The organism is Pseudarthrobacter phenanthrenivorans, from assembly GCF_036455295.1.
Taxonomy (GTDB): domain Bacteria; phylum Actinomycetota; class Actinomycetes; order Actinomycetales; family Micrococcaceae; genus Arthrobacter; species Arthrobacter phenanthrenivorans_C.
The window spans coordinates 159,644-172,326 of the sequence record NZ_JAYXNX010000001.1 but is presented as its reverse complement, the minus strand read 5'-3'; the positions used below and the strand labels follow the sequence as shown (position 1 = coordinate 172,326).

The 12,683-nt window shown below is 68.1% G+C and carries 12 protein-coding genes; 10 read left to right on the top strand and 2 right to left on the bottom strand.

Going from position 1 to position 12,683, the window contains the following annotated elements; all coding sequences use genetic code 11:
* Positions 1-175 precede the first annotated feature (175 nt).
* The 4 genes from VXJ37_RS00775 (at position 176) to VXJ37_RS00760 (ending at position 4,360) form a co-directional block, all read left to right on the top strand.
* Positions 176-1,228: an iron ABC transporter substrate-binding protein gene (locus VXJ37_RS00775; protein ID WP_331321170.1), complete on the top strand. Its 1,053-nt coding sequence runs from the start codon at positions 176-178 to the stop codon at positions 1,226-1,228.
* 4 nt (positions 1,229-1,232) lie between these two features.
* A complete protein-coding gene (locus VXJ37_RS00770) occupies positions 1,233-2,822 on the top strand; it encodes an ABC transporter permease (protein ID WP_331321169.1) in 1,590 nt (529 codons plus the stop codon).
* A complete protein-coding gene (locus tag VXJ37_RS00765) occupies positions 2,819-3,976 on the top strand; it encodes an ABC transporter ATP-binding protein (RefSeq protein ID WP_331321168.1) in 1,158 nt (385 codons plus the stop codon). The genes VXJ37_RS00770 and VXJ37_RS00765 overlap by 4 nt, the downstream gene beginning before the upstream one ends.
* A gap of 120 nt (positions 3,977-4,096) precedes the next feature.
* The gene (locus tag VXJ37_RS00760; RefSeq protein WP_331321167.1) at positions 4,097-4,360 is read left to right on the top strand and encodes a hypothetical protein; all 264 of its coding nucleotides are present in this window, start codon (positions 4,097-4,099) and stop codon (positions 4,358-4,360) included.
* Positions 4,361-4,406: 46 nt separating this feature from the next.
* Here the strand turns inward: VXJ37_RS00760 and nhaA are convergent, their stop codons facing one another.
* Together nhaA and VXJ37_RS00750 are read right to left on the bottom strand one after the other, a co-directional pair.
* Positions 4,407-5,759 (bottom strand): Na+/H+ antiporter NhaA, encoded by a 1,353-nt coding sequence (nhaA, locus tag VXJ37_RS00755; protein WP_331321166.1) that lies wholly within the window; start codon positions 5,757-5,759, stop codon positions 4,407-4,409.
* A gap of 85 nt (positions 5,760-5,844) precedes the next feature.
* A complete protein-coding gene (locus tag VXJ37_RS00750; protein ID WP_331321165.1) occupies positions 5,845-6,525 on the bottom strand; it encodes a PAS and ANTAR domain-containing protein in 681 nt (226 codons plus the stop codon).
* Between the two features lie 268 nt (positions 6,526-6,793).
* Between VXJ37_RS00750 and VXJ37_RS00745 the strand changes: the two genes are divergently transcribed.
* From VXJ37_RS00745 to VXJ37_RS00720, 6 genes are all read left to right on the top strand, one after another.
* The gene (locus VXJ37_RS00745) at positions 6,794-7,150 is read left to right on the top strand and encodes a heavy-metal-associated domain-containing protein (protein ID WP_331321164.1); all 357 of its coding nucleotides are present in this window, start codon (positions 6,794-6,796) and stop codon (positions 7,148-7,150) included.
* 70 nt (positions 7,151-7,220) lie between these two features.
* Positions 7,221-9,365: a heavy metal translocating P-type ATPase gene (locus VXJ37_RS00740; protein ID WP_331321163.1), complete on the top strand. Its 2,145-nt coding sequence runs from the start codon at positions 7,221-7,223 to the stop codon at positions 9,363-9,365.
* A gap of 32 nt (positions 9,366-9,397) precedes the next feature.
* Positions 9,398-9,823 (top strand): hypothetical protein, encoded by a 426-nt coding sequence (locus VXJ37_RS00735; protein ID WP_331321162.1) that lies wholly within the window; start codon positions 9,398-9,400, stop codon positions 9,821-9,823.
* A gap of 54 nt (positions 9,824-9,877) precedes the next feature.
* Positions 9,878-10,501 carry a DUF305 domain-containing protein gene (locus VXJ37_RS00730; protein WP_331321161.1) on the top strand — a complete coding sequence of 208 codons (624 nt, stop codon included), beginning with the start codon at positions 9,878-9,880 and terminating at the stop codon, positions 10,499-10,501.
* A gap of 140 nt (positions 10,502-10,641) precedes the next feature.
* On the top strand, positions 10,642-11,370 hold the full coding sequence (locus VXJ37_RS00725) for an arsenate reductase/protein-tyrosine-phosphatase family protein (protein WP_331321160.1): 729 nt from the start codon (positions 10,642-10,644) through the stop codon (positions 11,368-11,370).
* A 141-nt stretch (positions 11,371-11,511) separates the two neighbouring features.
* The gene (locus tag VXJ37_RS00720; protein ID WP_331321159.1) at positions 11,512-12,645 is read left to right on the top strand and encodes an LCP family protein; all 1,134 of its coding nucleotides are present in this window, start codon (positions 11,512-11,514) and stop codon (positions 12,643-12,645) included.
* Positions 12,646-12,683: the final 38 nt, after the last annotated feature.

Genomic DNA, 12,683 nt, shown 5'->3' with positions numbered 1-12,683 from the left:
ACCTAATTACGTCACACTCGGTTTTCGTAATTGATGTGAACCTCGTCACTTAAAGCGCTTTCCGGCTTGGTGCTTAGGTTTGCCTACCCTACAGTTTCCTGACATAGGCAACATTCATGTTGCCTAATAGGACCTAGGTTCAAGCAGACTTTTTTCCCCACCGAAAGCAGCCTCAATGAAGATCCGCAACAGCGCGCTGGCAGGTATCGCACTCGCCGCCACCGCAGCTCTTGGCCTGACCGCCTGCGGCGGCGGAACCCCGGCCGGCGACAACAGCGCCGCTTCCAATGGCGCCCCCTCCGGCGAGATCACGGTGTACAACGCCCAGCACGAGAGCCTCACCAAGGAATGGGTGGACGCCTTCACCGCGGAAACCGGCATCAAGGTGACCCTCCGCCAGGGCGATGACACCGAGATGTCCAACCAGATCATCCAGGAAGGCCAGGCGTCCCCCGCGGACGTCTTCCTGACCGAGAATTCCCCCGCCATGACGCAGGTGGAGAACGCCGGCCTGTTCGCCGACGTCAACAAGGACACCCTGGCCCAGGTCCCGGCCCAGTTCTCGCCGTCCACCCGCAAGTGGACGGGCATCGCCGCCCGGTCCACCGTCCTGGTGTACAACAAGACCAAGCTCACGGCGGACCAGCTGCCCAAGTCCATGCTGGACCTGGCCAAGCCCGAGTGGAAGGGCCGCTGGGCTGCCTCGCCCACGGGCGCCGACTTCCAGGCCATCGTCTCGGCCCTGCTCGAACTCAAGGGTGAGAGCGCCACCGAGGACTGGCTGAAGGCCATGAAGGACAACTCCAAGGCGTACAAGGGAAACAGCACGGCCATGAAGGCGGTCAACGCCGGCGAAGTTGATGCTGCGCTGATCTACCACTACTACTACTATGGCGACCAGGCCAAGACCGGCGAGAACTCGAACAACGTCACGCCGTACTACTTCAAGAACGAAGACCCGGGCGCGTTCCTGTCCGTCTCCGGCGGAGGGGTGCTCAAGTCCTCCAAGAACGCTGCCGCTGCGCAGGCATTCCTGAAGTTCATCACCGGCAAGAAGGGGCAGGAAGTGTTGAAGAACGGAACGTCCTTCGAGTACGCCATCGGATCCGATGTGCCCGCCAACGACAAGCTGGTTCCCATCAAGGACCTGCAGGCCCCCAAGGTGGACGCAGCCAAACTCAACTCCCAGAAGGTCAGCGATCTGATGACCCAGGCCGGACTCCTCTAATTCCGTGACCACCGATCTATCGGCTCCCTCCAGGCGGAGCACGACGACGGCGGGCCGGGGCACCAGCCCCCGCCCGCCTTTCGGCGTTTCCGCGGTGTCCGTCCTGGCGGTGCTGATCGCCCTCTTCTCCCTCGTCCCCCTGGGGTACGTGGTCTACATGACGGTGGCAACCGGGTGGGACACCGCCGTCGGCCTCATCCTGCGGCCGCGCGTGGGGGAACTGCTGGCCAACACCCTGCTCCTGATGGCCGCCACCATCCCGCTGTGCCTGCTGCTTGGCGTGGCGGGGGCGTGGCTGGTGGAACGGACCAACCTCCGCGGGCGCCGGATCTGGGCGGTCCTGCTGGCCGCACCGCTGGCAGTCCCGGCGTTCGTGAACAGCTACGCCTGGGTTTCAGCCATCCCGTCGTTGGGCGGATTGGGCTCGGGGATCCTGATCTCCACGCTGTCCTACTTCCCGCTGGTGTACATCCCGGCGGCAGCCACCCTCAGCCGGCTGGACCCCGCCATCGAGCAGTCCGCCGCCGCGCTCGGGCTGGGCGCCTGGCGGGCCTTCTTCCGGGTGGTGCTCCCCCAGATGCGCATCGCCCTGACGGGCGGTGGCCTGCTGGTGGGGCTGCACCTGCTCGCCGAATACGGTGCGTTCGCCATGATCCGGTTCGATACCTTCACTACGGCCATCATGACCCAGTACCGGTCCACTTTTAACGGGGCCGCCGGGAACATGCTGGCCAGCGTTCTGGTGTTCTTCTGCCTGCTCCTGCTGGTGGCCGAGGTCCGCAGCCGCGGCACGGCCCGGTACGCGAGGATCGGGTCGGGTGTCCAGGGCAGGGCGTTGCGGCTTCCGCTGCACGCCTACCAGGCGCCGGCCCAGATCTTCCTGCTGGCGCTGACGGCCCTCGCGTTCGGCCTTCCCCTGTATTACGTGCTGAAGTGGATCCTGGCCGGTGGGGCCGAGGTCTGGACGGCTGCCGAATTCCTTCCGGCCCTCCTTGCCACCTTCGGCTACGGGATCGCCGGGGCCGTGGCCACCGTCGTGGTGGCCTTCCCCATGGCGTACCTCGCGGTCCGGAAGCCCGGCTGGTTCAGCAAGTCACTGGAACTGTCCAACTACGTCACCAGCTCCATGCCCGGCATCGTGGTGGCGCTGGCCTTCGTCACCGTCAGCATCCGGGTTATGCCGGGGATCTACCAGACGGCCGGCGTGCTGGTGGCAGCCTACGTGCTCCTCTTCCTCCCGAGGGCACTGGTGAACCTCCGTGCGGGGCTGGCACAGGCCCCCAAGGAACTCGATGAGGCAGCCCAGGCCCTGGGCAAGCCGCCACTGTTGGCCTTCATCCGCGTCACCCTGCGGCTCACCGCTCCGGCCGCGGCCGGCGGCGCGGCCCTGGTGTTCCTGGCCATCGCCAACGAACTGACCGCCACCTTGCTGCTGTCCCCCAACGGCACCAAGACCCTGGCCACGGAGTTCTGGAGCAAGAGCAGCGAAATCGACTACGCCGGCGCCGCGCCCTATGCCCTGCTGATGATCCTGCTTTCCGCCCCCATGACCTATCTCCTCTTCCAACAGTCCAAGAAAGTAGCCGGACAGTGACAGCACCATCAACCCGCAGGCTGCCCGAGCCGCGGGTGGCACCCTCCGTGGCAGCAACCACCAACAGCCACCTGCAGATTACGGACGTCACCAAGAACTTCGGCCCCCAGGCGGTCCTGAAGGGCGTCAACCTGTCCGTGGCCAAGGGCGGGACCACCGCCATCGTCGGCCCGTCCGGTTCCGGCAAGACCACGCTGCTGCGCCTGATCGCCGGGTTTGAACACCCGGATACGGGCAGCATCTCCCTCAACGGAACGGTAGTGGCCGGTGACGGGGCCTGGCTTCCGGCGCACAAGCGGCAGATCGGGTACGTGGCCCAGGACGGTGCCCTGTTCCCGCACCTCACGGTGGGCCAGAACGTTGCCTTCGGCCTGGACCCTGCCAAGCTCGACGGCGGCCGCCGCGCCGTTGCCGCCCGCGTGTCCGAACTCCTGGAGATGGTATCGCTGGATGCATCCATGGCCAAACGCCGGCCGCACCAGCTCTCCGGCGGCCAGCAGCAGCGGGTGGCCCTGGCCCGCGCCCTGGCCCGTGAACCGGAACTGATGCTCCTGGACGAGCCGTTCTCCGCCCTGGACGCGGGCCTGCGCGTTGCCACCCGCCGCGCCGTGGCCAAGGTCCTGGCAGAGGCGGGCGTCACCACCATCCTGGTCACGCACGACCAGGCTGAAGCCCTCTCCTTCGCCGACCAGGTTGCCGTGATGCGCGGCGGCAAACTGGCGCAGATCGGCAACCCCTTCGTGGTCTACACCCGCCCGGCAGACCGGGCCACCGCCGAGTTCCTGGGCGACGCCGTCATCCTGGACGCATGGCTGGAAGGCTCCCTGGCCACCTGCTCCCTGGGCGGCATCCCGGTCCGCCGGCCGCCGGCCCAGGGGCGGGTGCAGCTGATGCTGCGGCCTGAACAAATCCGCATTGCCGAGGACGGCCCCATCCGCGGCGTGGTGGTGGATACCGACTACTTCGGGCCCGAAACCACGGTGCGGCTGAAGCTCAACGTGCCCCAGGAAGTGGCAGAGCACGCCGACCACCGGTACCCGGGCGGCGGAGAAGTCATCACCATCCGGCACTGGAACGCCTCGATCGCCCGGCCCGGCATGGAGCTGTGCCTGCGGGTTGTGGGCGAAGCCGTCGCCTTCCCGGTGGAGGACTGACCGCGCCGACGTCCCTGCCCCGGCACCGCCGACACAGAAAAATCACCGCGCGGAAACACACCGGCAACCTGCCCCCGGCAAGCTGTGCTTACGGGGATACAACAGCAGGAGGCAGCCCACATGGAGGCACAAGGAGTACGTACGGCCCAGCTCCGCATCGGGGACCAGATCGAGGCGTGGCACCGCGGCAGGCTCTTCCACAAGGGCCGGGTGACCGACGTCGTCCCGGCCCTGGAACTCTTCTGGATCCTGGACGCCCGCACCGGCACGCGCAAACTGCTGGATCCGGAGGCCCTGGAAATCCGCCATGTGGAGCCTGCCCCGGTCACGGTGGAAGTCTCAGCCAAGCCTCAGCCCCCGGCGAAGCCGCTCGCCCCCGCCTGACCAGCCGGGACCTGACCAGCCGGGGACCTGACCAGCCGGCGAGGCGTCAGGCGCGTTCCTGGTAGACGTCCGGGACGCCGTCCTGGTCCGAATCCACCCGCTCCAGCTCTTCGGCGGCCCGGTACTGGTGGTTGCGGGTGCGCAGCACGGCCGTCGCGAGCAGCGCCGCGATCAGTGACGCGGCCAGGATGCCCACCTTGGCGTGGTCGTCATGCAGGCTGCCGTTGCCGAAGCTGAGCTCCGCCACCAACAGGGAGACGGTGAAGCCGATGCCTGCCAGCAGGGCAACACCGAACACGTCGATCCACTTGAAGGAGCTGTCCAGGGTGGCCCTGGTGGCTTTGGTCAGGACCCAGGTGGTGGCCAGGATTCCCACCGGCTTGCCAAGTACCAGGCCCAGGATGATGCCCAGTGCCACCGGATCGGCCAGGGCCGAGCCCAGGCCCTTCCAGCCGCCCACAGCCACGCCCGCCGAAAAGAACGCAAAAATGGGCACGGCCACGCCGGCGGAAATGGGCCGGAACCGATGCTCGAAGATTTCTGCCAGCCCAGGACCGGCGTCGGGCCCGCCGGAGGCCTGCGACCGGATCACGGGAACGGCGAAGCCCAGCAGGACCCCGGCCACGGTGGCGTGGATGCCCGAGGCGTGCACCAGCGCCCACGTCACCGCACCCAGCGGGAGCAGGATCAGCCAGGCGGCAGCTGCGTGGCGGCCAAAGAAGCGGCGGTACTTTTGCGCGAGGAACGCGTAGATGGCCAGCGGGATGAGCGCCACAAGCAGGGGCGTGGCCTTGATGTCGCTGGAGTAGAAGAACGCGATGATGGTGATCGCGATCAGGTCATCCACCACGGCCAGTGTCAGCAGGAAGATCCGCAGCGCGCTGGGCAGGTGGGAGCCGATGATCGCCAGGACGGCAACAGCGAACGCAATATCCGTGGCGGTGGGGATGGCCCAGCCGCGCAGTGTCCCGGGGCTGGAGAGGTTCACGACGGCGTAGATCACCGCCGGGACGGCCACGCCGCCCACGGCCGCGGCAACGGGGACGATCGACTTGCTGATTTGGCGCAGGTCACCGGCAACGAATTCGCGTTTGAGCTCCAGGCCCACCAGGAAGAAGAAGATGGCCAGCAGTCCGTCTGCCGCCCATGCCCCCAGGCTCAGTTCAAGGTGCCATGGTTCGTAGCCCACGGTGAAGTCGCGGAGGGCAAAGTAGCTGTCCGACGCCGGGGAGTTGGCCCAAATGAGGGCGATGACGGCGGCAAGGACCAGAAGGGCACCGCCCACGGTTTCCTTGCGGAGGATCTCGCCGATGCGCAGCGCTTCGGCGTAGCTGCCGCGCGAAAAAACGGTGGAACCAATAAACCTGTTCCGGCTGGGAGGGGGCGTTGCGGAGTTCATGCAGGCGTCCTTAAATCCGGGTTCGACAAATCCATGCCGACCAGACTTCCCGGCGCACCTCCACCCATCTTACGGGCCACAGGGCCTAACCGGCGCGGCGGTCTCCGGCGTGCTCCGCCCGGCCGTGCAGCTGGATGGCCCGCACTGCCCGGTCCAGGTAGTTCCGCGCCTCCGGCGAGTTGGCCAGCTGCACCAGCTCAGCCGCCACCACCACCAGCTTGACGTTGCGGTGGCTGCTGGTGCTCACCAGCATCTGGAAGGCATCGTCAGATCCGAGCTTCAGCTGGCCCATGAGGATGCCGCGGGCCTGGTCGATGACTGTCCTGGTCGCCGTGGCGCCTGCCACCGCGTCCCGGGCCGTCGCCTCGGTTTCGCGCTGCAGCGTCCGGCTGAGGTCCACGGTCACGCCTTCGAGCGCCGCCACGGAGCCGTCGGCACCAAGAACCGCCTCGCCCGAGGTCAGCACGCGCCGGGTCCTGCCCCGTGCATCAACGATCCGGTGGTACATGCAGAAAAACCCGCCGGTACTGGAAACCTGCGCCATGATTTCCTCGCACCGCTCCCGGTCATCGGGATGCTTGTGGGCGAAGATCAGCTCCAGGGTGGGGACCACTTCCCCGCGCTGGTATCCGTGCAGCCGGTACATGCCCTCGGACCAGTGGAACGTTGGGCCGTCAGGCCCCAGGTCCACCCTGAAGATGCCGGCATCGCTTTCGCTGTCCCCGAGGGCGCTCGAATAGACATACAAATCACTGAGCTCCGTCACAGGTCCACCTCCCGCGCAAAGGCCAGCCCCCAGCGGGCGGGCTCTGTCCTCGCTACTTCCAGTATGGTCGCCCGGGACAGCAGAAGGTAGTGCGGGAGGACCCATGGAATTTAAGTAGGGAATGCAGTACGCGCTTGACGCCTATACCCCTAGGGGGTATATTGGCCGTGTTGTCAGTGAAGTGGTATGTCCCGGCCGGTGCCCGCACCAGCCTTCACAGCCGTTCAACCCCAGCACCCCTTGATTCCTTCAACGGATTGGAACTGACATGAACATCGGGAACCGCCCCCAACTCCCCCTCGCTTCCTCCGGCTGCAGCTGCTGCTCCCCATCCAGCGCCGCGGAGCCGTCCCGAAGCCTGCCTGCAACCGCGCCACGGGACGCAACTGCCGGCGTCGTACCTTCCGACGCCGCCGCCTCCACCCTGCGGAACTTCGCCGTGGAGGGCATGACGTGCGGGCACTGCGTCCGGTCCGTTGAAACGGCTGTGTCCGCGCTTGCCGGCGTGACGTCGACCTCCGTTGACCTGGTACCCGGCGGCCTGTCCCGGCTTGCCGTCACCGGTCCGGCGCCTGATGCCGACGTCCGCGCCGCCGTAGCGTCCGCCGGCTACACCCTCGCTTGAGACTGGCGGCACCGCCCACACTTTCCGCAGGCCGGCCGACGCCGGCAGCGATTGCCTCCAAGGAGGAACAATGCAGGACCATCACGACACGCACCACCCGGACGGCTCCCACCAGCCGCCCAGCGGCACCCTGACCGAGCCTCCGGCCCACGGCGCCGCCCACGCCCAGCACACCGGGCACGGCCACGCCGGACCCCACGCCGACGACGACCACACCGTCCACACCCACGGCCAGCACGCGGGGCACAGCACGGCCATGTTCAAGAACAGGTTCTGGCTCACCCTGGCCCTTTCTGCGCCCGTGGTCTTCTTCAGCCCCATGATGGCCCACCTCCTGGGCTACATGCCGCCGGAGTTCCCCGGCTCCGCCTGGATCCCGCCGGTCCTGGGCACCGTGATCTTCTTCTACGGCGGCCAGCCGTTCCTCAAGGGCGGCCTGCAGGAGCTCAAGGACCGTACCCCGGGCATGATGCTGCTGATCGCCATGGCCATCACCGTGGCGTTCGCCGCGTCCTGGGTCACCAGCCTGGGGATCGGCGGCTTCGACCTGGACTTCTGGTGGGAGCTGGCACTCCTGGTGGCCATCATGCTGCTGGGCCACTGGATCGAAATGCGCGCCCTCGGCTCCGCGCAGGGTGCCCTTGACGCCCTCGCCGCGCTGCTCCCGGACGAGGCCGAACGCATCACCGACGGCGGCACCGAAACCGTCCCGGTGTCCGAGCTCAACCCCGGCGACCTGGTCCTGGTCCGTCCCGGCGCCCGGATGCCGGCTGACGGCAACGTAGTGGACGGTCAAGCGGAGTTCGACGAGTCCATGATCACCGGCGAATCCAAGACCGTGGCCCGCGGCGCCGGAGACCCCGTGGTGGCCGGAACCGTAGCCACGGACAGCAGCGTGCGCGTCCGGGTCACGGCTGTGGGCGACCAGACCGCCCTGGCCGGGATCCAGCGGCTGGTGGAGGAGGCACAGGCATCGTCGTCCCGGGCCCAGGCGCTCGCCGACCGCGCCGCGGCGTTCCTCTTCTACTTTGCCGCCGGCGCCGGTGTCCTGACCTTCATCGCCTGGACCCTGCTGGGAAGCGTCCCTGATGCCGTCACCCACACTGTCACCGTGCTGGTGATCGCCTGCCCGCACGCCCTTGGCCTGGCCATTCCCCTGGTGATAGCCATCTCCACGGAACAGGCAGCACGGGCCGGCGTCCTGATCAAGAACCGGATGGCGCTGGAGCGGATGCGCACCATTGATGTGGTCCTGTTCGACAAGACCGGCACCCTGACCACCGGCGAGCCGGAGCTGAAGGACGTCGCCGTGGCCGAAGGAGCGGATGCCGGCGTAGTCCTTGCCCTGGCCGCCGCCGTGGAGTCCGACAGCGAGCATCCCGTGGCCCGGGCCATCGTGCGGGCAGCCAAGGCACGCAACCTGGCGCTGCCCGCAGCCGCCGAATTCACCTCGCTGACGGGCCGCGGCGTCCGGGCCAGCGTGGACGGCCGCACCGTGCACGTTGGCGGCCCTGCCCTCCTGCGCGAGCTCGGCGTCGTCGAACCTGATTCCTTGGCTGCCAGCACGCGCACGTGGATGGACCGCGGCGCTGCCGTGCTGCATGTGGTCGACGACGGCACCGTCCTGGGTGCCGTGAGCATGGAGGATGCGGTGCGGCCGGAGTCGCGGCAGGCCGTGTCCGCCCTGCAGCGGCGCGGCGTCAAGGTGGCCATGGTCACCGGCGACGCGCACCAGGTGGCGCAGGCCGTGGCCGCGGACCTGGAGATCGACGAGGTCTTCGCCGAGGTGCTGCCGGCGGACAAGGGCAAGAAGGTGGCCGAGCTGCAGGGCCGCGGACTGAAGGTGGCCATGGTGGGCGACGGCGTCAACGACTCCCCCGCCCTGGCCCGTGCCGAAGTGGGCATCGCCATCGGTGCGGGAACGGACGTGGCGGTGGAATCCGCCGGCGTGGTGCTGGCAGGGAACGATCCGCGCGCCGTGCTGTCCATGGTGGACCTGTCCCGGGCCAGCTACCGGAAGATGTGGCAGAACCTGGTGTGGGCCACCGGCTACAACATCCTGTCCGTCCCGCTGGCCGCCGGCGTCCTGGCGTTTGCCGGAGTAGTCCTGTCCCCCGCCGCAGGTGCCGTACTGATGTCCGCGTCCACCGTGGTGGTGGCGCTGAACGCCCAGCTGCTCCGGCGCCTGAAGCTGAACCCGTCCGAGGTGCGTTGAACACCGTGCACCGAGTGGAAGGAGGCGCCGCCATGACCACCCGCGCCGTGGCGGCCCTCCTTCACAGGGCGTGGCTGTTCGCCGCCGCCCTGACCGTGATCGCCGGACTGCTGGGCATGCACGTCATGACCTCCGGCCACGCCTCGCACGGGGCACCTGCCGGGCACACCGTCGTCGCGCATTCTGCCGGCGCCGCCCATGCCGGACACACGCCGGGCGCCTCCGCCACGGACAGGCAGGGACTTGCCCCTTCTGTCTGTGGGGATTCCTGCCCCGGCGCGCAGGAATCGGGGGCGCCGTGCATCCCAACGGCACCCAGCGGTCCGGTTACCGTTGCCCCGCCGCAGGCAACGCAGGCCGCCCTGCCGATGCTGCCGGCAGCCGGGCACGCCGGTGCCGCTTACGCTTACCTGCCGCCCAGCCCCACCCCCTGCGAACTGTCCATCAGCCGGACGTAAACAGGACTGCGCCACCATCACGGCCCAGTTCCATTACCTCCCTGAAGGACAATCATGAACACCACTTTTAAGACCCTGTCCATTGCTGCTGCCCTGGCTGCCTCGCTTGGCCTGGCCGGATGCGCCGCCAACGCCGGTTCCGGCAACAGCATGCCGATGGACCACGGCAGCTCCGGCGCCATGTCCAGCACCGGCAGCATGTCGCCCGGCGCCACTGCTGACCATAACCAGGCAGACATCATGTTTGCCCAGATGATGATCCCGCACCACTCGCAGGCAGTGGAGATGAGCGACATCATGCTGGCCAAATCCGGCATGCCGGCAGAGGTGACCGCGCTTGCCACCAAGATCAAGGCCGCCCAAGCACCGGAGATCGAGCAAATGACGGGCTGGCTGACGGGCTGGGGCGCCCCCACCGCCATGAGCGACAACTCCGGCCACGGCATGACCGGCATGGTGGACGACTCCGGCATCGAAAAGCTCAAGTCCGCCACCGGGACCGATGCCGCCAAGCTGTTCCTCGAACAGATGATCGGCCACCACGAGGGCGCCATCGAGATGGCACAGCAGGAAATCAGCGCCGGCAAGTCCCCGGACGCGGTGAAGCTGGGCCATGACATCGTGGACGCCCAGCAGGCGGAGATCACCCAGATGAAGCAGCTGCTGGCCACGCTCTAGCCGGCAAACCCGCCGCCCGGCGTCTGCGCACGGCGCGGCGGCGGCACCCGCAAGGGAGTCCCCGCCGCGCCGCTGCGTGTTAAGTTGAAAGGCACGGGTCCGAACGGATCCGCCACCAGCTGGGAAAAGAGAACATCTCCTTGGACACTTCCGCACCAGTACGAATCCTGACCGTCTGCACCGGAAACATCTGCCGGTCCCCGGTGGCCGAACGGCTGCTGCAGGCAGGACTGGACCAGGTGGTCCCGGGCGGTTTCCACGTGGCCAGCGCCGGCACCCGCGCCATGGTGGGCGAGCCCATGCAGCCCATCTCCGCGGACATAGTGCGGACCTACGGCGGCAACCCGGACGGCTTCGCTGCGCGGCAGCTTACGCCAAAGATCCTGCGCGGCGTGGACCTGGTGCTGACCATGACGTCCGGGCACCGCGGCGAGGTCCTCCAGCTGGACGCCTCCCTGCTCAAACGCACGTTCACCATCCGCGAGTTCGCACGCATGCTCGGTGTCCTGGACCAGCGCGCCGCCGAGGCCGCTGGCGCCCGGGAGCCCCGCGAAGGTGCCGACGGCCAGCCGGGAGCCGTGGCAGGGAGCCGGGGCGCCGCCGTCGTACCTTCCCATGGCAACGCGTCCGACGGCGACCCCCGGCTTGCTGCCAACGCCGCCTTATGGCGCGGCTTGCCGGCGCGGGCCGCGGGGGTACGGCATCTCTCCCTTCCGGGCGACCCGGCCGACAACGACATCGTGGACCCCTACCGCCGTGCGCCGGAGGTCTACCGGGACATGGAGGACCAGCTGGCTCCGGCGATCGTGTCCATCCTGCGCCATGCCCGCCTCAACGCCCCTGCCAGCCCGGACGCCGTCCGGCAATAAGAGGCAGCCGTAAAGGAACTGCCACCCAGGATCCCCGGGCCAGGACTGAAACCGGCAGGTGACGGTTTGGATACTCCTGTAGCCAACGGGGTCCTGCCCGACGCAGACTGATCCCACCAATCACAATGAGGTGGAGGCGTCATGAGCATTCCAGGCGGTTCTGATCCATCCGGGCCCGGCGGCGCCGGCAACCCCGGTTCCGGGCCCACCGGCGCATCCGGCCACCGGCCTGCCTGGATGGCGGCCCTGGGACGCAGGCGGTGGATTGCCGCCCTGCTGGCGCTGGTGGTCCTGGCGGCCGCCGGCGTGGCAATCTTCAGCCTCAACCGTGCGGACAAAGAAGCGCAACCGGCAGCCACCCAGACGCAGTCGCCCAGCGCCACGCCCACTCCCACTCCCACGCCGTCCGCAACTCCCCCGCCCCCACCGCCACCCCCGGCACCTATCCCCGAACTGCCCGCCACGGAGATGAACATCCTGGTCATTGGCAGCGACAGCCGCGACAACGCCCGCGATCAGGCCGCCCACACCGCGCAAACCGGCGAAGCCTCGGACCAGCGCTCGGACGCCCTGATGCTGGTCCATGTGCCCGCGGACCGGCACACCCTCTACGTCATCTCGATCATGCGCGACCTGTGGGTGGACGTCCCCGGCGTGGGCGGCTCAAAGATCAACGCAGCCCTGCAGTACGGCGGCATCGACCTCACCACGCAGACCGTGCAGCAACTGCTGGGCATCACCATCGACCACACGCTGATGCTCGACTTCAACGGCTTCAAGGCACTGACGGACGGCCTGGGCGGCATCGACGTCAACGTCCCGTTCGCTTTCCAGTCCACCATCGAAACCCAGCACTCCTTCACGCAGGGGATCAACCACCTTGACGGTCAGGCCGCCCTGGAGTTCAGCCGCGAGCGCTACGCCTTCACCGACGGCGACTTCCAGCGGGTCCAGAACCAGCGCACCATGCTCCGGGCCATCCTGGCCCGGCTCACCGCCGGGGGCGCCCTGAACGACGTCAACGCCGTCCGCTCGCTGGTGGACTACGCCGCCTGCTGCCTCACCGTGGACAAAGGCTTTGACCCCGTCCAGGCCGCGATCCTCGCCTACAGCCTCCGCAACCTGGACGTGAACGCGATCGGCACCATGACGCTGCCCACGGCCGGAACGGGAATGGTGGCGGGCCAGTCCGTGGTGTTCCCGGATTACGGCGGCATCAACGCGGTGGGCGCCGCGCTCAGGGAGGGCCGGATCGCCGATTTCGCCGTGCCGTAGCGGCAGGCGCCAACTCCCTGTTCAGCCCGGGCTTGCCT